General features: G+C 55.8%; 22 protein-coding genes, 1 tRNA gene and 1 riboswitch. Of the genes, 13 read left to right on the top strand and 10 right to left on the bottom strand.

All coding sequences use genetic code 11. The features are described from left to right. Nucleotides 1–104: 104 nt before the first annotated feature. Nucleotides 105–755: a hypothetical protein gene (locus RUA4292_RS19870; protein WP_058279162.1), complete on the bottom strand. Its 651-nt coding sequence runs from the start codon at nucleotides 753–755 to the stop codon at nucleotides 105–107. Nucleotides 756–838: 83 nt separating this feature from the next. On the opposite strand from RUA4292_RS19870, the gene RUA4292_RS19865 reads away from it, so the two are divergent. Beyond that, complete coding sequence (locus RUA4292_RS19865) at nucleotides 839–1,078, top strand: helix-turn-helix domain-containing protein (RefSeq protein WP_058279161.1); 240 nt, start codon at nucleotides 839–841, stop codon at nucleotides 1,076–1,078. Between the two features lie 393 nt (nucleotides 1,079–1,471). Next, the gene (locus RUA4292_RS19860) at nucleotides 1,472–3,346 is read left to right on the top strand and encodes a DUF3604 domain-containing protein (RefSeq protein ID WP_233493506.1); all 1,875 of its coding nucleotides are present in this window, start codon (nucleotides 1,472–1,474) and stop codon (nucleotides 3,344–3,346) included. 153 nt (nucleotides 3,347–3,499) lie between these two features. Here the strand turns inward: RUA4292_RS19860 and RUA4292_RS19855 are convergent, their stop codons facing one another. Beyond that, entirely contained in the window at nucleotides 3,500–3,853 is a 354-nt protein-coding gene (locus RUA4292_RS19855) for a hypothetical protein (protein WP_145975029.1), read from the bottom strand. A gap of 399 nt (nucleotides 3,854–4,252) precedes the next feature. Between RUA4292_RS19855 and RUA4292_RS24625 the strand changes: the two genes are divergently transcribed. After that, a complete protein-coding gene (locus RUA4292_RS24625; protein ID WP_145975028.1) occupies nucleotides 4,253–4,927 on the top strand; it encodes a hypothetical protein in 675 nt (224 codons plus the stop codon). Between the two features lie 900 nt (nucleotides 4,928–5,827). Here RUA4292_RS24625 and RUA4292_RS19845 read toward each other — a convergent pair. Further along, nucleotides 5,828–5,903 (bottom strand) — tRNA-Lys (locus RUA4292_RS19845). A gap of 211 nt (nucleotides 5,904–6,114) precedes the next feature. On the opposite strand from RUA4292_RS19845, the gene dapF reads away from it, so the two are divergent. After that, complete coding sequence (gene dapF, locus RUA4292_RS19840; RefSeq protein WP_058279357.1) at nucleotides 6,115–6,957, top strand: diaminopimelate epimerase; 843 nt, start codon at nucleotides 6,115–6,117, stop codon at nucleotides 6,955–6,957. Next, on the top strand, nucleotides 6,954–8,210 hold the full coding sequence (gene mtaB, locus RUA4292_RS19835) for a tRNA (N(6)-L-threonylcarbamoyladenosine(37)-C(2))-methylthiotransferase MtaB (protein WP_058279157.1): 1,257 nt from the start codon (nucleotides 6,954–6,956) through the stop codon (nucleotides 8,208–8,210). The genes dapF and mtaB overlap by 4 nt, the downstream gene beginning before the upstream one ends. A gap of 81 nt (nucleotides 8,211–8,291) precedes the next feature. Here mtaB and RUA4292_RS19830 read toward each other — a convergent pair whose 3' ends face one another. The 4 genes from RUA4292_RS19830 to RUA4292_RS19815 all read right to left on the bottom strand — a co-directional run bounded on the left by RUA4292_RS19830 (nucleotide 8,292) and on the right by RUA4292_RS19815 (nucleotide 11,391). Further along, a complete protein-coding gene (locus tag RUA4292_RS19830) occupies nucleotides 8,292–9,077 on the bottom strand; it encodes a cytochrome c1 (protein ID WP_058279156.1) in 786 nt (261 codons plus the stop codon). 17 nt (nucleotides 9,078–9,094) lie between these two features. Then, nucleotides 9,095–10,426 (bottom strand): cytochrome b, encoded by a 1,332-nt coding sequence (gene petB, locus RUA4292_RS19825; protein WP_058279155.1) that lies wholly within the window; start codon nucleotides 10,424–10,426, stop codon nucleotides 9,095–9,097. A gap of 15 nt (nucleotides 10,427–10,441) precedes the next feature. Continuing rightward, nucleotides 10,442–11,026, bottom strand: coding sequence for a ubiquinol-cytochrome c reductase iron-sulfur subunit (gene petA / locus RUA4292_RS19820; RefSeq protein ID WP_058279154.1), 585 nt, complete (start codon nucleotides 11,024–11,026; stop codon nucleotides 10,442–10,444). 116 nt (nucleotides 11,027–11,142) lie between these two features. Continuing rightward, entirely contained in the window at nucleotides 11,143–11,391 is a 249-nt protein-coding gene (locus RUA4292_RS19815) for a hypothetical protein (RefSeq protein WP_058279153.1), read from the bottom strand. Between RUA4292_RS19815 and RUA4292_RS19810 the strand changes: the two genes are divergently transcribed. The 3 genes from RUA4292_RS19810 to RUA4292_RS19800 all read left to right on the top strand — a co-directional run bounded on the left by RUA4292_RS19810 (nucleotide 11,390) and on the right by RUA4292_RS19800 (nucleotide 13,098). Continuing rightward, nucleotides 11,390–11,938: a helix-turn-helix domain-containing protein gene (locus tag RUA4292_RS19810; protein ID WP_058279152.1), complete on the top strand. Its 549-nt coding sequence runs from the start codon at nucleotides 11,390–11,392 to the stop codon at nucleotides 11,936–11,938. The two genes, RUA4292_RS19815 and RUA4292_RS19810, sit on opposite strands and share 2 nt — an antisense overlap. Further along, nucleotides 11,935–12,468, top strand: coding sequence for a GNAT family N-acetyltransferase (locus RUA4292_RS19805; RefSeq protein WP_058279151.1), 534 nt, complete (start codon nucleotides 11,935–11,937; stop codon nucleotides 12,466–12,468). The genes RUA4292_RS19810 and RUA4292_RS19805 overlap by 4 nt, the downstream gene beginning before the upstream one ends. A 210-nt stretch (nucleotides 12,469–12,678) precedes the next feature. Continuing rightward, nucleotides 12,679–13,098, top strand: a complete 420-nt coding sequence (locus RUA4292_RS19800; protein WP_058279150.1) for a c-type cytochrome — start codon at nucleotides 12,679–12,681, stop codon at nucleotides 13,096–13,098. Nucleotides 13,099–13,150: 52 nt separating this feature from the next. Here RUA4292_RS19800 and RUA4292_RS19795 read toward each other — a convergent pair whose 3' ends face one another. Continuing rightward, nucleotides 13,151–13,759, bottom strand: a complete 609-nt coding sequence (locus RUA4292_RS19795; protein WP_058279149.1) for a glutathione S-transferase — start codon at nucleotides 13,757–13,759, stop codon at nucleotides 13,151–13,153. 74 nt (nucleotides 13,760–13,833) lie between these two features. Next, entirely contained in the window at nucleotides 13,834–14,445 is a 612-nt protein-coding gene (locus RUA4292_RS19790) for an FMN-binding negative transcriptional regulator (RefSeq protein WP_058279148.1), read from the bottom strand. A gap of 53 nt (nucleotides 14,446–14,498) precedes the next feature. Further along, nucleotides 14,499–14,646: riboswitch (FMN riboswitch) on the top strand. Between the two features lie 72 nt (nucleotides 14,647–14,718). On the opposite strand from RUA4292_RS19790, the gene RUA4292_RS19785 reads away from it, so the two are divergent. From RUA4292_RS19785 to cobO, 5 genes are all read left to right on the top strand, one after another. After that, complete coding sequence (locus tag RUA4292_RS19785; protein ID WP_058272775.1) at nucleotides 14,719–15,159, top strand: 6,7-dimethyl-8-ribityllumazine synthase; 441 nt, start codon at nucleotides 14,719–14,721, stop codon at nucleotides 15,157–15,159. A 94-nt stretch (nucleotides 15,160–15,253) separates the two neighbouring features. After that, nucleotides 15,254–16,354: a chorismate synthase gene (gene aroC / locus RUA4292_RS19780; protein WP_058279147.1), complete on the top strand. Its 1,101-nt coding sequence runs from the start codon at nucleotides 15,254–15,256 to the stop codon at nucleotides 16,352–16,354. Continuing rightward, nucleotides 16,338–17,000, top strand: a complete 663-nt coding sequence (locus RUA4292_RS19775; RefSeq protein ID WP_058279146.1) for an HD domain-containing protein — start codon at nucleotides 16,338–16,340, stop codon at nucleotides 16,998–17,000. Before aroC ends, RUA4292_RS19775 begins: the two co-directional genes overlap by 17 nt. Nucleotides 17,001–17,044: 44 nt before the next feature. After that, a complete protein-coding gene (locus tag RUA4292_RS19770; protein ID WP_058279356.1) occupies nucleotides 17,045–17,980 on the top strand; it encodes a DMT family transporter in 936 nt (311 codons plus the stop codon). 57 nt (nucleotides 17,981–18,037) lie between these two features. Further along, nucleotides 18,038–18,637 carry a cob(I)yrinic acid a,c-diamide adenosyltransferase gene (gene cobO, locus RUA4292_RS19765; protein WP_058279145.1) on the top strand — a complete coding sequence of 200 codons (600 nt, stop codon included), beginning with the start codon at nucleotides 18,038–18,040 and terminating at the stop codon, nucleotides 18,635–18,637. A 34-nt stretch (nucleotides 18,638–18,671) separates the two neighbouring features. Here the strand turns inward: cobO and RUA4292_RS19760 are convergent, their stop codons facing one another. Next, nucleotides 18,672–18,869 carry a hypothetical protein gene (locus RUA4292_RS19760; protein WP_058279144.1) on the bottom strand — a complete coding sequence of 66 codons (198 nt, stop codon included), beginning with the start codon at nucleotides 18,867–18,869 and terminating at the stop codon, nucleotides 18,672–18,674. Nucleotides 18,870–19,201 lie beyond the last annotated feature (332 nt).

Below are 19,201 nucleotides of genomic sequence, written 5' to 3'. Positions count from 1 at the left end.
ACCAACATGGCGGTTGCGCCTATCAAGAGTTTCATTTCGTGTCCTGTTTTAGCGGGGAGTTTTTTAGAAGGTTCGGGCACCAAAAGACCCGCAAGTTTTAGGGTCTATTGAAGGACCAGCGCTGCGCACACTTGCAAAAAATCAGGGTAAATAGGATCGGACACGCGTTTTTGCCCGGTCTGCACGCCGAATTCGATCATCTCATCCATGCATGGAGCAATGCGTTCCGCGATCATCTGCAGCTGTCCGGTTTGGATCAGGCTCTGAACTTGCGCGTCGGAAGGAATCAAGGCCGTGTAATAGTTTGCTGCAGACGCGACTTTGATCTGCTGGGTCGCTTGTCGCCAATCAGCGATCTGTGCGTCAAATGATAGGTAACTTGCCAGCCAACTAGGCAAGCCAACGCTCTCCTCAGGCTCATCGGCTTCACCGAATATGAGACCTTGTGCGGAACCAACTATGATGAAGTCGAGGAAACTCTGCGCATCGGTTTCTGTATCTACCGAAACGTCGGTTCCAATCTCGTTCAACATAAACAACGCGGCCAACAACGCTTGCTCAGTTCCGGCACCCCAGAGGCCGTCAATCTGCTGTAAGTACAGGTTCTGATGTTGAAGCTCTAATTGCGCCGTTTCGCGCGAAGTTTGGTCAAGGGCACGGAATGCAGTTTCTACGTTGTGACGCTCCGTTGCTGTCTGAGCAAAAGCGACGCTGCCGAAAGCAAGCAGCAGGAATGTAAGTATAATTCTCAGCAAGTTAGATAGCCTTATTCCAAAATGGGATTATTCTAACTTGGGATTATCAGGTCGCCAACGACTGATCAATACGGCACCTGACATTGAAATCCCTCAGAACCAGAGAGCATCAAATTTTGATAGCTGGCCTCAAAGAAGCCAGACTCAAAGCAGGCTTAACGCAAGCCGCACTTGCAGAGCGTTTGGGCACGGTTCAGTCGTTTGTCGCTAAGTCCGAAACTGGCGAACGGCGCATGGATGTGGTCGAGTTTGCGAGATGGGCAGAAGCGACAACCGGCATCGAAGCATTCACCGAAATTCTTACCGAGATGGTAAAACCATGAGGAGTTTCCAAAGCGACCTCATTGGAAGACATGAGCAAGGTGCGCACGATTTGCCCCCAACATAAAGCCAAGTCCAAAGGGTAAAATCTCTTGCTCAGCACCGATGCGGTCATTCTATGTGTCGGTCATCAACTGACGACATGCGGGACGAAGCCGCCGTTCAACGTAGGGTGCTGATTCAAGGGTGTGTGAATTCCTGGGCTGCAATCCAGGGGACCTATTCTATCTATCCCAGTTTCGCCAGAAGAGTGTCGACTCGCGCTCTACGAATCGTTAAAATTATACCTGTCAATATATGAATATGATTTTCCCCAAGTTAGCATTTTCATGCGGGCGCTCAATATTAGGGGATCTGAAATGCATTTTTGCAATAAATCAAACAGTTCGACAATTTTGGCATGTCTTCTCGCGCTTACGGCTGGATCGCAGGCTGATGCGTTTGAAGGAGAAGTTCCACCGCCTGAAGCGGTCCCCCCTCAGGACTACTCTCCGTTTGTCAATCGCTCTTACCCTAATCAAGTGTTGTTCGGCGACCTTCACTTTCACACAGAGATTTCCTTCGATGCCGGCCTGATTGGCACCTCACTAAACATCCACGACGCGTTTCGTGTCGCGCGCGGCGAAAAGATCATTTCGAACACCGGGCAACCGGTCCAACTCATACGTCCCCTGGATTTTCTGGCAATCACAGAGCACGCAGAAATGCTGGGGCTATCCACTGCAATCCGCACGTCAAACCAAAACCTGTTGCAGGACGAATGGGGCAGACGCATTTACGACCAGTTTGGAGAGGGGCAGCTAGGCCGGATGGCCGCTTTCGGAGAGATCATTGAAATCTCAACTGTAGAGGGAAGAGATCCGACCGCTGGTCTGGACCTCGACGGTGATATCTGGCTCGATATCGTCGAGACAGTAGACGAATACAACGATCCAGGCACTTTTACGGCGCTAAGCGGGTTCGAGTGGACTTTCACACCCAAGGGCGACAACCTGCACCGCGTGATCATATTTGGCGACGGTGCGGAAAAAACCAGCAAGACTCGCCCCTTGTCGTTTTTCCAAGCGCCGGACCCGGAAATGCTGTGGGACTATTTGTCCGACTACGAGGCCAATATCGGCGGAAAGGCCATTTCTGTGCCGCATAACGGGAATATGTCGAACGGGCTGATGTTCAACAAGAACAAGTTCGACGGTTCGCCCATGGATGCAGATTATGCGGCCAAGCGCATTCGCTGGGAACCGATGCACGAGATGACCCAAATCAAAGGTGACGAGGAAACCCACCCATTGTTGTCACCGGATGACGAATTTGCGGATTTCGAACGCTGGGATGTTGCTAATCTCTCGGGCACGGCGGCAAAGACACCCGAGATGCTGCAATACGAGTACGCCCGGTCCGCGCTCAAGGTGGGTCTGGAGATTGAACGTGATATCGGCGTGAACCCCTATAAGTTCGGACTTTATGGCACGACTGACACGCACACAGCGTTACCCACGACGCGCGAGGACAACTATTTTGGCAAGTACCAGCACACGGAACCGTCCGCCAATCGGCACAATATGGATGTGATTCCTGCCGAAGATCCAGCGCTAAGGATTCTGACCGCGCAAGAATCTGCATCCGGCCTTACCGCCGTCTGGGCCCGCGAAAACACCCGTAAGGAAGTATACGGCGCGATTACCCGCAAAGAAGCCTATGCTACAACCGGCAGCCGTATCCGCGTTCGAGTATTTGGTGGCTGGGAGTTTGAAGAGGCAGACCTTCAGACTTCAGATTTTATATCCAATGGTTATCAGAATGGTGTTCCGATGGGCAGCGATCTCGTCAACGCGCCCGAGAATGCCGCGCCACGTTTTCTGGTCCGCGCCCTGCGCGATCCGGACGGGGCCAATCTAGATCGGGTGCAGATCATTAAGGGATGGATTGATAAGGCTGGTGAAACGCACGAACGGGTATATGACGTGGCCGTATCCGGCAATCGTCAAATTGGTGATGACGGGCGGGCGCGTGAACCGGTCGGATCGACTGTGGACATTGAGGCCGCAAGCTTCACTAACACAATTGGCGCCGTCGCCATCGATGCCTATTGGGTGGATTCGGATTTTGATCCCAGTGAAAGCGCGTTCTACTATGTGCGTGTAATCGAAATTCCAAAGCCGCGTTGGACCACATATGATGCGGCGTTTTATGGAATTCCATTGCCGGAGGCAGTACAGCCGACTGTCCAGGATCGCGCGTATACCTCTCCAATTTGGTACACTCCGTAGCGCATGCAAAACAGTATCAGCGGAACATAGTTGCGCGCCCGCCTTGGGCTCCTTTCAGGCCTTAGCCGCGCAGCGCTCGAATAGCCGGTTCCGAAGATATCACCGTTTCCCCTCAGAACACTGTGGGCGGGAGTAACATCCCGCCTCAACACCCTATCGCTTACGCTTTGTGGGCTTTTTCCATTTGACCTTAAACGGCCGGTAGTTCTTAAACCGCTTGTTATCTGCAAAAAAGCGCTTGAACACAGTGTTGATCCGGTGTCCAAGTTTGACTTCGGTACCCTCTCTCTGTGACTGCCATTTCTTGAGGCCCGAGACAATTTTGTTTCTGAGCTTGGTGCCGTCACGCACGCCGAAGATCGTCTGCTCCATCGGCAACTTTGCACAATACTCAAACAGCCGAAAATCATGGTGTTTGTTCAACTCCCGCGACGGGAACAGACACGGTTCACCCGTTCCAAATTTGCGGTAATCAACCTCTTTCCCAAGGTATGGAGGCTTAGTCATGTACCGTCCAAGTTTGCTAAAACTGCCTTCAAGAATGGTGGCCGTTTTGGAGAGTATCGGCAGTTTTGTGATGTTGCTTTTGAAGCCTTTAGCATGATCCATGAGTGCCTTGGGATCGCAAGTATCGTAAAGGCACGCAGCGTTCTCTTTGTATTTGCCGGCTCTGTCCGAATTTAGTCTGAAAAACTAATCCCATCTGGTGCGGGGACAACCCTGCGTGTTTGCTTAGAATCCAACGTGACAAAGCTCTGAGGGGTGTACGCATGAACATCAAGAGGCTCTTGAAGAAGCCAATGAAATAGAGCTGTTTTTCAAGGCGCTGGGCGAAAATTGCGGCGGAGTTGACTCAATTGCGAGTGCTTGCAACACTTCCGATTTTAGCTAGTTCGGGATTTGGTTATGAGTTTTTTTAAGAAAATCGCTCTTTGCGGGGCAGCTGCATCGTCAACATTTGTCTCCACTCAGAGCGAAGCTTCTACTGTTACAATCGACTTCCCGGGAACCGTAACTTCGGCCTATAGCTACGCACAATTGGGCGCGCTTCCGGCACCTGGGGGGGTATCTGGTGGAGAACAAGTTGTTGGCTCCGTAACCTACGACACAAACACGGCTACCTCGGTAACTCCTACCTATCAGTATTCAAACCAATCCTCTCAAGCTTTCAAATTTCCAACGAGCGGCTCGGTTGGCTATTCCTATACGATAAATGGCACTACTTGGTCTTCTGGTAATCAAATAGTCGTTGAGACTGCAAATGACGCCCCAAGCTCTAGCAGAGGAAGCACGATATTTGACCAGTTGTGGGTAACGAACAATGGAGCGTTTGGCCCATCAAATGACTTTCGTGTTGTCGTCGCCTGCTTCCTGCAAAGTTTCGTGGTGAAGTTGCTTACAAGCAAGGTTGTACTTCATTTTGGGGTCGGTGAGGTATTGGAACCCGGCGTAGCCAACTACACCAACAACCCCCAAGGCGACTACACCGAAGATTTTCTTAACCACGCCCACTTTCGATCTCCTTCTTCGCCAAGGCTGCTCCAGCAGATTTCTTACCAGTGTGAACAAAGTACACAATAAGCAGGGCAGGCCAGAACAGTACTGTCCAGAACACCCACCAAAACCAGTGGACACCCGGCGCAGCGTCATATCTGCGGTCGTCTGCGGCCGGCGGACGAACGATAATCATCAGTATTGAAACCGCGAACACCAATCCGCTGATCCCAGTTACTGCCTCGTTCCCGGTGTCCATGCCAATCAGCAGACCAAATCCCCACCGAAGAAGGCGAGCAAAATAACCGAAGCGCTCATCGCTACACCTCCTCCGGCAAGCACAACAGGAACTCGCCGGTCGTGTTCCGGTCGAAGTAGGGCTGGGGTGCTGTCGGGTTTCTGACCAAATTCAGACCGCGACCAGAAGGTGACCAGCTGACCGGATTTTGCTCAGTTCCGCATATGCGGTGCCAAAAGGATTCGCTACGAGCGGCTGCTGAGGAACATGGTTTTTGGGTGCGTATCGGTACAGCTATCCGCCTGGATGAAAGCAAACTCAGGGATGCGCGCCGACTTCTAAGCGCATGACCGCCTGCATCCTGTTTCACCATACCTAAATCAAGGGTCGTCCCGTTTAAACGGGATGGTTTTTCTTGTTCCTATAGTGGGGTTTGCGTCCGCGCCCTTTCCACAATAATGGAAAGAAACAAGCATCTTACCACTTTCTGCTGGTTGTCAGTGGGGATAACGGGTCATCCTCAACATGAGGGCAAAGTCCGTCATTGGCTGTTATGCACCCAGCCTTTTTATAGTGGTGGTGATCGGGCCGGACCCGAGTAACTCGTTGAATACCAGTGGCCCCGATACGGCAGCAAAAATCGCGCACGTGTCCCCTATGAGTCCCCTAGAGCCGACGCCGCAACCCACTCCGGCATGCCCCGCATGAGATGGAACACTTATAACACATTGAAAATATTTTGAAAAAAGTGGTGAGCCGTGCAGGATTCGAACCTGCGACCCACTGATTAAAAGTCAGTTGCTCTACCAACTGAGCTAACGGCCCACTCTTTTGCTGGATCTTGTCGATCCGTGGCGCTCTTTAAGTCATTTTCCCGACCGGGTTCAAGACCTTATTTGCACCTCGTATCGCCAGAGTAATCAGTGTTTCCGGCGACCCGATAGGCGGCCTAATTAGGCAGGTGGCGCTGGGGGGTCAACCCCCTTTTTTAAGGAATCTGCGTCGCAGGGTGGATTCCTTTCAGGCGCAGGGTTATATGCGCGCCATGCAAGGATTACAGAACACTGGTTTGCCCTTCATGAAGATGCACGGGCTGGGCAATGACTTTGTCATTGTGGACGCGCGCGCGTCTGCTGCGCGGATTAGTCCGGCACTTGCGCAGGGAATCGGGCACCGTCAATTCGGGGTCGGATTCGATCAGCTTGCCGTGATCGAAAACGGCAGGTCGGACGCGCATCTGGTGTTCTACAATTCAGATGGATCTACCTCGGCAGCATGTGGAAATGCCACCCGTTGCATCGCCCGTTTCCTGATGGAGGAATCGGATAGATCCGACCTGACACTGACGACCGAACGCGGCACTCTTTACGCAAAGGACGCCGGAGACGGCCTGACCTCGGTCAATATGGGGCACCCCCAACTGAACTGGAACGAGGTTCCGTTGTCTGAGGAGGTCGACACGCTGGAACTGCCCATTGAGGGGGCTCCGACGGCCACCGGGATGGGCAATCCGCATTGCACCTTTTTTGTTGATGAGGCCGAGGCTATCCCTCTGACCGAGTTCGGTTCGCGTTACGAGCACCATCCACTCTATCCTGAGCGTACGAATGTCCAAGTGGCACAAATCATTGGACCGGACCACATCCGCATGCGCGTGTGGGAGCGTGGCGTGGGCATCACCCTAGCTTCGGGATCATCCTCATGCGCCACAGCCGTTGCTGCTGCGCGTCGCGGCCTGACCGAGCGCAAAGTGCAAATTGAACTGGATGGCGGGACGATTTGGATCGACTGGCGCGACGATGGCGTCTGGATGACCGGGCCCACTTGTCACGTGTTCTCGGGCACGTTGACACCGGAATTTCTGGAATCACTGGAATGAGCGCGCCGAAGTTCACCACCCTGGGCTGCCGCCTGAACGCCTATGAGACTGAGGCGATGAAAGAGCTGTCAGCGCAAGCCGGGCTCACTGACGCGGTGATCGTGAACACCTGCGCCGTCACGGCAGAAGCGGTGCGCAAAGCCCGGCAAGAAATTCGCAAGCTGCGGCGGGAAAACCCTGACGCGCGGCTGATCGTGACAGGCTGCGCGGCCCAGACCGAGCCTGACACCTTTGTCCAAATGGATGAGGTCGACGCGGTCATTGGCAATACCGAAAAAATGCAGCCCGAGACCTGGAAAGGCATGGCGGCGGACTTTATTGGCCAGACCGAGGCCGTGCAGGTCGATGACATCATGTCCGTCACCGAAACCGCAGGCCACCTGATCGACGGTTTTGGCACCCGCTCACGCGCCTATGTTCAGGTTCAGAACGGCTGTGACCATCGCTGCACTTTCTGCATTATCCCCTATGGCCGCGGGAACTCGCGCAGCGTCCCTGCCGGCGTTGTCGTGGATCAGATCAAGCGGTTAGTGGATCGGGGCTATAACGAGGTCGTACTGACCGGCGTTGACCTGACCTCATGGGGCGCCGACCTGCCTGCGCAGCCCAAGCTGGGCGATCTGGTCATGCGTATCCTCAAACTGGTGCCCGACTTGCCACGCCTGCGGATCAGTTCGATCGACTCGATCGAAGTGGATGAGAACCTGATGCAGGCCATCGCGACCGAACCGCGCCTGATGCCGCATCTGCACCTGTCCCTGCAACATGGCGACGATCTGATCCTGAAACGGATGAAACGCCGCCATCTGCGCGATGACGCCATCCGGTTCGCCGAAGAAGCCCGCAAGCTGCGCCCCGAGATGACCTTTGGCGCCGATATCATCGCTGGCTTCCCTACCGAAACGGATGATCATTTCGAAAACTCGCTGAAACTTGTGACAGATTGCGATCTGACCTGGTTACACGTTTTTCCCTATTCCAAGCGCGAAGGCACCCCGGCCGCCCGCATTCCGCAGCAGGTGAATGGGAACATCATCAAGGACCGCGCCGCCCGCCTGCGCGCGGCCGGTGAGGCGCAGGTCACACAGCATCTGCAAGCCCAAATCGGCAAAACTCATCACATCCTGATGGAAAACCTGCATATGGGCCGCACCGAACAATTCACCGAGGTCGCTTTTGAGGCACCACAGCCCGAAGGGCAAATCGTGAAGGCAACAATCACAAGCGCCACCGGCACGCAGCTACAAGCCTGATCCGGCCCCCCTACCCAATTGTAACAAAAAAACCCCCGCAGCCGGTGGCGCGGGGGTTCAAACATTCCGGGGCTGTGAAACTCAGCCTTGTTTCTTGCCTTTCACACCTGCCCACAGGCGCTTGTTGACAAGGTACAGAAGCACCGACAACACCGACAGGAACAGCACGCCGACGAAGCCCGAGTATTTGCGCTCCATCATCTTCGGCTCGGCCGTCCACATCAGGAAGGCCGCGATGTCTTCGGACATGGCTTCAACCGTGGCGGGGTGACCATCGGTGAACTCGACTTGATCTTCGGACAGCGGCGGCGCCATCGAGATCCAGCCTCCGGGGAAGGCTTTGTTCTCATACAGGATGGTGCCTGCCTCTTCTTTTTCTTCACCGGTATAGCCGTCCAGCAGCGAGGCGATGTATTCCGCGCCACCCATGCCTTTGAATAACTGGTTGATGCCCAGACCATAAGGCCCGTGGAAACCGGCGCGGGCCTTGGCCATCAGGCTCAGGTCCGGTGCGCCAACACCGTCATTGACCGGGAAGTGGTCGGTCGGTATGGCCGGACGGAAATCGTCCAGCTCGGGATCGAACACTTCGAAGTTGTCTGCCGAGTAGGCGATGACTTCTTCTTCCGAATAGCCCAGCGCTTCGAGATCACGCAGAGGTACATAGCGCAGGCCGTGGCAGGCTGCGCAGACCTCGGTATAGATCTGAAGGCCACGCTGCAGCTGGTTTTGATCCCAGGTGCCAAAGGGGCCTTCAAACGAGAAGTGGAAGTCTTCGATGTGCTGCTCGCCACCACCTGCTGCGAAGGACGCAGCAGGGGTAAGGGCCAAAGCAAACGCGGCACCGATTGCAAGTTTCTTGAACATGTTTCCGGTCCCTCTTCTTACTCGGCCGGCGTGGCGTCAGCGTCAGCCTTGCCATAATGCGCGTTGAAGTCTTCTTCGATGGTCTCTGGCTGTGGCAGCGGTTTTTCGATGACACCCAGGATCGGCAGGATCACGAAGAAATAGGCGAACCAGTAGGCGGACGCGATCAGCGAGAAGGTCGCATAGGGCTCTTCCGCGGGCATCGCACCCAGCCACATCAGGGCAAAGAAGTCGATGATCAGCAGGTAGAACCACCATTTGAACATCGGGCGGTATTTGCCCGAACGCACGGTCGACGTGTCCAGCCAGGGCGCCAGCGCCATTGCCAGGATCGCACCGAACATCGCAATCACACCAAAGAACTTGGCGTCAACGATGCCACCGGTGATAAAGCTGACAAATTGTACAACCCAGACTTCACCGGTAAAGGCGCGCAAGATCGCGTAGAACGGCAGGAAGTACCATTCGGGCACGATGTGTGCAGGCGTGACCAGCGGGTTGGCTTCGATGTAGTTGTCCGGGTGGCCCAGATAGTTCGGCATGTAGCCGACGATGGCCCAGAACACGACCAGGATCACGGCCAGCGCGAACAGGTCCTTGATCACGAAGTACGGCCAGAATGGCAGGGTGTCTTTCTCGGCATCGGCTTTCGACGTGCGGCGAACTTCAACACCTGTGGGGTTGTTGTTGCCGGTGGTGTGGAAGGCCCAGATATGCACGATGACCAGAGCCGCGATAACAAACGGCAGCAGATAGTGCAGCGAGAAGAAGCGGTTCAGCGTGGCATTGTCCACCGCGGGCCCGCCCAGCAGCCAGGTCTGGATCGCCTCACCTACAAACGGGATCGCGCCAAACAGGCCGGTGATAACGGTCGCACCCCAGAAGGACATCTGACCCCAAGGCAGAACATAGCCCATGAAGGCAGTGCCCATCATCATCAGATAGATAAGCATACCGATGATCCACGTGATCTCACGCGGGGCTTTGTATGAGCCGTAGAACAGGCCACGGAAGATGTGGATGTAAACCGCAACAAAGAACAGCGACGCGCCGTTCATGTGAATGTAGCGCAGCATATAGCCGCCATTCACGTTGCGCATGATATGTTCAATGCTGGCGAAGGCCAGATCGACATGCGGGGTGTAGTGCATCACCAGAACGATACCGGTGACAATCTGCAACGCGAGACAGAACGTAAGAACGATGCCCCAGATCCACATCCAGTTCAGGTTCTTTGGTGTTGGGATCATGAGGGTGTCATATAACAGACCGACGATGGGCAGGCGGCTGTTTAGCCACTTCTCGCCGTTTGTCTTCGGCTCGTAATGATCGTGGGGAATTCCGGACATAAGTTTGGGTCTCCCTTAGCCGAGTTTGATGGTGCTGGCGTCCGTCCACTCTGCGGGCGGAACGGGCAGGTTTTCAGGTGCGGGGCCTTTGCGAATACGTCCGGCCAGATCATAGTGCGATCCGTGGCAGGGACAAAACCAGCCGCCAAAGTCGCCGGCATCGCCCAGCGGCACACAGCCAAGGTGTGTACATACGCCCATCTGAACAATCCACGCGCCCGGCGCTTCGCCCTCGGGCGACGGCATCACGCGGTTGGCATCGGTTGCCGGAGCATCCGCGTTCAGGTTGAAGTTGCGGGCCAGCGGATCAGGCAGCGCGTCAACGCCTTCGGCGTCCTGTTCCTGCGCTTCTTGAATTTCGGCACCTGTGCGGTGGCGGACAAACACAGGTTTACCTAGCCATTTCACGGTCAGCTGCGTACCTGGCTCAACGCCGCTCACATCCACGCGGATCGAGGACAGCGCCTGAACGTCTGCCGATGGGTTCATTTGATTGATCAGGGGCCATACGGCTGCACCCGTCGCGACGACACCTGCGCCGCCTGCGACGTAGTAGAGGAAATCTCTGCGGGTGCCTTCGTGGTCTTCTGCGTGGGACACGAGGTTTTCTCCGATTCCGGCGCCCGGGGGTAACCCGAGCAAACATGCATCAGCACCGCATCAAAGCGGCGTCTCATCGCGGCTATCTATCCGGGAGAATTCGGTTCGTCCAGCGGTCATAGGCGCGCAGTGCGCCACAACAGGGCATTCATGTCACAACGAGGGGCGAAAGTTTCAAGATACGGACCTGTTTTTTGGCAAAAACACTCCGGTCCTCCGGCTTTTCCAAATGTGATTCGATTCGCTTCGGCGGGGTAGAACGGTGCAGAACCGACCCAGCCCCAAAAGGTTTTACAGAATGCCGATCCGCCCATCTTGAACTTTTCGTCATATTCGGGAATATTTCCGTATATGAGAAATTCCATGGAAGCCATCTCTGACAAACTGGCCACGCATTTGCGTGGATTGCGAGAGCAGCACGGCATGACCCTCGATACTTTGGCTGGAAGAACCGGTCTAAGTCGCGCCACCCTGTCGCGGATCGAGAAAAACGAAGTCAGCCCGACCGCCGAGACGCTAAGCCGTCTGGCAACGGTTTATGCAGTACCGATCTCTCAGCTACTTACCCCGTTGGAGCAATGTTTCCAACCGATCGTCCGGCGGCACGACCAGCCGTTCTGGACGGATCGTGGGCGCGCGTTTCAACGTCGCAGCGTTTCGCCGCCCAGTGGGCACCTTTCGGTTGAATTGATCGAAGGAACCCTGACCGCGCGGCAGCGCATCGCCTATGATGCACCCGCAGTTCCTGGGCAAGAGCATCACCTGTATGTCTTGTCCGGGCAGATCGAAATCACGGTCGAGAGGAAAGCTTATGACCTTCGGCAAGGGGATTGCCTGCGGTATATTTTATTTGGCGAAACCGTATTTGAAACGACCCATAGTCCCTGCACTTACGTGATCGCATTGTCATGACCGTTCAGACACCCAACGTCTTCCGCCTTACCCCGACGGATATCGACAACAATCTGACAGATCTATGCCGCACGCTTGTTGACAGCGTTGCCGATGGTGCCGCGATCAGCTTCATGATGCCGCTCGACCATGACAGCGCCGCGCGGTTCTGGACGGATGACGTCAAACCCGCCATCGAAACAGGCGAGCGGCACTTGTTTGGCGCATATTATCAGCGTCGCATGATCGGTTCGGTCCAGCTGTTGCTTGCCATGCCCCCAAATCAGCCCCACCGGGCAGAAATCTCGAAGATGATCGTTCACCCTGATGCCAGGCGTCGCGGTTTGGGCAAGGCCCTGATGCAAGAGGCCCTGAAATCCGCACAAGAAGCCGGGAAGACACTCATCACACTAGACACGCGCACCGGAGACGTCTCGGAATCCCTTTACAGGTCTGTCGGGTTCAAACCGGCAGGTGTCATCCCCGATTTCGCATTCGACCCGCACGGAAAATCCCGTCACGCGACGACCTATATGTACCGATACCTTTGACTTAAGCTCGAATTCACGGTGACACCCGACATAGCAAGACGCGCCGCTTCTGCAGGGCATATAGGTGTAGAAAATCTGAGTTAAAAATATATATTTTACAAAGGCTTAGTCATGTTTGATTTCGATTGAACTTTAGACGCAAATGATCGAAATGCGGGAAATCCCAATCTCTGCAGGACTTCTCTCATATCAAAGCTCTTTGCACCAACCATGATCCTCGCACTGACCGTGTCCTTTCAGGCGATAGCGCCCGGTGATCCGGCGAAAGGCGAAAAACTCTACAATCGCTGCTCTTCTTGCCACGCAATCATCAAAGATGGCCAAGTTCTGGTCAAAGGCGGCATCACTGGCCCGAATCTTTACGGCGTCGTCGGTCGCGTCGCAGGAACCGAGTCAGATTACCTGAACGGAAGCGAACGTTTGCCCATCGGAATGTTCACCGACGACATAATCCGCGCCGGTCAGAAAGGGCTGGTCTGGACACAAGAGAATATCGCCACGTATTCCAATAACCCGATCGCATTTATCCAGGAATATCTGGATGACGAAACCGCGCGCCCAAACATGAGCGTTAAACTGAAAAAGGGCGGCGATGACATCGCGGCCTATCTGGCGACGTTCAACGAATGATGTCTGTCGCTGGTCGTTCTGCCGTCAGAGCGACCAGCGCATTGATCCCCGATCAGGCCGGCGGTTGCGTTGCGACCATGCTGGGACGCTCGGCGAACTTCTCGTACCAAGCAGCCAGCGCGTCATTTCCCTTGCGCCACCCGCGCGCATCGTGGCGGAAATCGACGTAGCCCAGCGCGCAGGCCACTGCGACCTGCCCCATATCCAACGGTCCGGACAGATGCGCCATCCACCGCTGGTTCAACGCGGCGCAAGCGCGTTCTATCTTGTCCCATTGCGCATCAGCCCAGCCCTCCCATTGCTTGTCTTCGGGCCGCATTCGAGCCTCATAGGTGATCAGCAACGCCGCATCCAGAATACCATCCGCCAGCGCCTCAAGCGTCAGCACATCCCAATGCCGGGCACCGTCCTTATAAAGACCGGCCTGCCCGCGCGCGTCCAGAAACGCACAGATAACACGGCTGTCGAACAGGGTCGGTCCATTTGGGCGCTCTAACGCGGGCACCTTTGTCAGCGGAGCCTTGGCCAATAGCGGCTCGGCCGGGGACATTGGCGTTGTCGAAACGTTCAGCAGTTCGACATCCTGCAACTGGTCTGTTTCATGCAACAAAACCATAACCTTACGGACATAGGGCGAAGTGGGACTGAAATAGAGTTTCATAAGAGATCTCCCTGAATTGCCGGAACTCTACATCACCCAATGCAAAACAAAACCCATCAATTGGTGCGCCAACCTCACCCTCTCATCAACTTTAGCAGAGCATCAAGCTCGGACCCGATCCCGTCGTTTGCGATATGTTCTGACGCGCTCAGGCGGGCTGCATCGGGCTTGTTCTGGTTTAGCTTCCAGGTGCCTTGAATGTCGTCAATGCGAAACTGAAACGGCACGATCATGCGCATCATCTTATCCAACGCGTCCTTGCTCATCTTGCCGGTAGTCCAAGGCGGTTTGGGCAGCAAGCGTGCCTCATAAAAGGCGGACTGGCGATCCAACAGGTTCAGCAACTCTTCTTGCGGCCGCTGTTCTAACTGACCGATCAGATGCACAGCGACATAGTTCCATGTCGGAACCTGATCGGCGATCCCGTACCAATCCGGAGATACATATCCGTCTGGTCCAGTGACGGCGATTCTCGCCGGTTTAGGCTCTTTCAGCATGCGGACGATCGGGTTGGATCTGACAAGATGCAGCTCGGCCAGCGCGCCATCCTCAGACAGCAGAAACGGCACGTGGCTAATCAACGGCGCTTCATCCGTCGACACCGCAAGAACCCCGAACGCGCGGTCACGCGCAAAGGTAACGTGGCGCTCGGTCTGTTCTGCGCGGAAGGCTGGATTGGGGTGCATGGCTATCCTCCTGCAAAATCTCTTGCAGAACTCTTCGTACATTGGCAAGGTCCGGCTGTTCTCAGGGCGGGGCGAAATTCCCCACCGGCGGTATGCGGGCGATGACCCGTAAGCCCGCGAGCGGCCCCGGTGTGCGGGGTGTCAGCAGATCTGGTGAGATGCCAGAGCCGACGGTCATAGTCCGGATGAAAGAGAACGTGCAGCGCGTCGGCCCTGGCTTGCGCCTGCCCGTGATCGCCTTGGGTGACGTGTCTGTTGCGAAAGGAGATCATTATGACACACACCCGCTATGCTTTTGTGAAAGCCAACTGGCATTCCGATATCGTTGACCAGGCTCTCGAAGGGTTTTTGGAGCTTGTCCCCGCCGAACAGGTTGACGTTTTCGACGTCCCCGGCGCATTCGAAATGCCGCTGCTGGCCCGCGATCTGGCCCAAACCGGGCGCTATGCCGCGGTCGCCTGCGCGGCGTTTGTCGTGGATGGCGGCATATACCGGCACGATTTCGTCGCGCAAGCCGTAGTCGATGGGCTGATGCGCGCCAGTATGGACACCGGTGTTCCGGTACTGTCAGTCTCGCTGACGCCGCACCAGTATCAGGAAACCGATCACCACAATGCCATCTACCGCGCGCATTTTGTCGAAAAGGGTCGCGAGGCTGCGCAGGCGGCCCTGAAGATCACCCAAACCCGTGCGTCGTTGACCCGAGCCGCATAGGCACAGCTGGTTGGAGTTCCCCTGCCCCAACCGCAAATCCGCTTGAGGCCAAGGGCCTTGCCCGCTAATCACTACGCGCAAAGGAGCATGCCCCATGTCGATGAACAGTTTTGGCCACATTTTCCGCGTCACCACCTGGGGTGAAAGCCACGGGCCTGCATTGGGTGCGACCATCGATGGCTGCCCTCCGGGTGTTACAATCGACGAGGCGATGATTCAGCAATCGCTGGACAAGCGCAAACCGGGTCAGAACAAGTTCACCACCCAGCGGCGCGAACCAGATCAGGTCAAAATCCTGTCGGGCGTGTTCGAAGGGCAAACCACGGGCACACCGGTGCAGCTGATGATCGAGAACACAGATCAGCGCTCGAAAGACTACGGTGATATCATGGATAAGTTCCGTCCCGGGCACGCTGATATCACCTACTGGCAGAAGTACGGCATCCGCGATTATCGCGGCGGCGGGCGCAGCTCGGCCCGGGAAACTGCGTCGCGTGTGGCAGCGGGCGGACTGGCCCGTGAAGCAATTAGGCAAATCGCGCCCAATGTGCAGATTGCCGGATACATGACCCAGATCGGCCCGCACAAGATTGACCGGGGCAATTTCGACTGGTCCCAGATCGAACAGAACCCGTTCTGGACCCCGGACGCACAAGCCGCCGAAGACTGGGCGAACTACCTGGACGAATTGCGCAAATCCGGGAACTCGGTTGGCGCGATTGTCGAGGTTGTGGCCCGTGGCGTCCCAGCAGGCATCGGTGCGCCGGTTTACGCCAAGTTAGACACTGATTTGGCCGCTGCGATGATGTCCATCAACGCCGTCAAAGGTGTCGAGATCGGCGAGGGCATGGCTGCAGCAGAACTGACGGGCGAGGCCAATGCGGACGAGATTTTCATGGGCCAGAACGGCCCGCAATACAGCTCAAACCACGCGGGCGGTATCTTGGGCGGTATCTCGACTGGACAAGACGTTGTTGTGCGGTTTGCTGTCAAGCCTACCTCATCCATTCTGACCACACGCAAAACCATCACCAAATCAGGCGAAGAGACCGAGATCATCACCAAAGGCCGTCATGACCCCTGCGTAGGCATCCGCGCCGTTCCGGTGGGTGAGGCGATGATGGCCTGCGTGATCCTCGACCACCTGCTGCTGCATCGCGGCCAGATCGGAGAGAACCGTGGACGGATCGGCTGATCTGCGCACGCGCCTGCGGGCCGTCGTTGCGCAGCTTATGGAAACCGACCCGGCGCATGATCTGGCCCATCTGGACCGGGTCTGGGTAAACGCGCAGGCCATTGCAAACGACCAGACTGACATGCCGGTGCTGCTGGCCGCGGCTTATCTGCATGATCTGGTAAATTTGTCCAAGGACGACCCAGACCGCCATTTGGCATCGCGCCGATCGGCCGAAGATTCAGAGTCTATTTTGGTAAACTTAGGCTATTCTGCAGGTCAGGTCCACGCAATCAAACATGCTATCGAGGCACATAGTTTTTCGGCCAACATCACTCCGGAAACGCCCGAAGCCTGCATTCTGCGCGATGCCGACAGGCTGGACGCACTGGGTGCGATTGGAGTTGCCCGGAATTTCTCAGTCTCCGGTGCTTTGGGACGGTCGCTTTATGATCCGGCAGATCCCTTTGCTGCCAACCGCTCGCTGGACGACCTGCATTTTTCAATCGACCACTGGAAGGTCAAACTACTGGGCCTTCCTGGCGATATGCTGACCGAGGGTGGCAAAGAGATCGCGCAGCGCAGAATCACACGCATGATCCGCTTTCTGGAAGAGTTCGCGCAAGAGATCGGCAGCCCACTGCCGACCGATTGGACGAATCTGTAAACGACGCGTTGATCTTTCCCCGCCAAAAGCGCAGGTTCGCGCCGATGGCAAAACCCTTAACATCGCCTCGACCTTTGCTGGCCGTCGCTCTGAAAACGAGCGCGGTGTTTTTGTTCACGGTCATGGCGGCGATTGTCAAAGCGCAGTCTGATCACTTCCCACCTGGCGAGATGGTGTTTTTCCGGTCCCTTTTTGCCATTCCGGTGATTGTCATCTGGCTGATGGCGCGCGGAGAATTGGCGCAAGGGTTCAAAGCCCGCAAACCTTCGGGTCATTTCTGGCGCGGCGTGTTGGGCACCACGGCGATGGGGCTTACATTTACCGGCCTTGGCGTGATCCCGCTGCCCGAAGCGACGGCGATTGGCTATGCCACACCGATTTTCACCCTGATCCTTGCCGCGGTGATGTTAGGCGAACGTATCCGTAAGATCAGAATCGCGGCTGTGTCCATCGGGCTTTTGGGTGTCCTGATCATGATCTGGCCCAGACTGGGTGGCAACAACATGGAAGCTGCTGCCACCTTCGGCGCATTGTGTATTCTGGGTGCGACCGTTGCCCGGGCCTTTGTGCAGATCCACATCCGGCAGTTGGTGCAGGTCGACCATCCTGCGGCCATTGTCTTCTATTTCTCGATGACGGCGACCATCCTGTCCGGGCTGACCGTCTTTTGGGGGTGGGTCATGCCCACATGGGAACAGGCAGGCTTTTTGATTCTGGCTGGTCTGATCGGAGGAGTGGCGCAGATTCTGGTGACTTCGTCCTATCGGTTTGGGCAGGCTTCGATGCTGGCGCCCTATGATTACACCTCGATGCTGTTTGCCATCGTCATTGGCTATGTCTGGTTCAGTGAACTGCCAACGCTGGTCATGCTGGCCGGAGCGGCGCTGGTGATTGTCGGTAACGTCGTGGTGATCTGGCGCGAACATCAACTGGGCTTGGAGCGCGGAAAGGCTCGCGCCGTCACCGATCCCAAAGCCTGACCTTTACCTTTGCAGAACTTCCCCTAGGGTGTGCCCAACACAAGATGAGGGTTTCCCATGAGCGACGCACAGGATCACAAGGAAAAGATGCAAAAGGTGCAGGCCCAGCACCGTAAGAAAGTGTCTGAGGCAGTTGATCCGGACCGCGGGCTGGTACTTATCAACACTGGCAAGGGTAAGGGTAAGTCCTCGGCCGCGTTCGGGGTCGTGATCCGTGCGCTGGGTTGGGGTCAGAAGGTCGGCGTTGTTCAATTCATCAAAGGCAAGTGGAAAACCGGCGAACGTCGCTTTTTCGAAGAACGCGATCTGGTGACATGGCACACGATGGGCGAAGGTTTCACCTGGGACACTCAGGATCGTGAGCGCGACATTGCCGCCGCAAACGCCGCCTTTGACAAGGCGCGCGCCCTCATGTCCAGCGGCGAATACAATCTGATCGTACTGGACGAGATCAACATCGCGCTTCGGTACGAATACCTGTCGGTTGAACAGGTGATCGATGGGCTGAAAGAACGGTCTGACAAGACCAGTGTTTTTCTGACGGGTCGGGACGCACCGCAGGCGTTGCGTGACTATGCCGATTTGGTCACCGAAATGACTGAGGAAAAGCACCCGTTTCAGGCCGGAATCAAAGCCCAGCGCGGCGTGGACTTCTAAACATCAGAGCCCAAACAGCCCTCCTCAGGGGCTGTTACGCAGGCGGATTTTCGTTGAGATACCTGACCGATCCGCGTCGGCTGGCGGCGCTGTCCGGCAACGGTTGTTCTGCCCTGTCGACTTGGGCTGCCTTGGGTTTGTCGACATAGGCGCAATAGTCGTCGTCACAGCAACATCCGCAAGCGGTGGCGGCTTCGTGCCGTGCCATGATTTCATCAAGTGGGTCACCCATCGTCATTTCCTGTTGCGCGTGTCGTTTCCGAGGCGGTGGCGCGCTCTCACCAGGCTATACGCTAAGCCCGCAGACCGCCTCGAAACCCAGTGCTGGATGCTAGCACATCTGGCTTTGATCTTTATCTGATTATTTTTGTCGGAATTTGCAAGATCAAAATAACACTTCCAGAGTAACCCCGAAGTTGATCGGCTTGGAACGGAGTTACTTCAGGCGTTTTGAGAATACCAATTTCCTGAAATCTCCCTTTTTAGGCTCATATATGCTGATACACGGCGCGAACAAACAGATCAGCAAGCCGCTTGTCGGCTGGACAAGCGGCTCTGGTTTTT

The sequence above is a fragment of the Ruegeria atlantica genome (assembly GCF_001458195.1).
In the GTDB taxonomy this organism is placed as follows: domain Bacteria; phylum Pseudomonadota; class Alphaproteobacteria; order Rhodobacterales; family Rhodobacteraceae; genus Ruegeria; species Ruegeria atlantica.
Note: the sequence above shows the minus strand (reverse complement) of the source record. Positions and strands in the feature narration are given on the sequence as shown.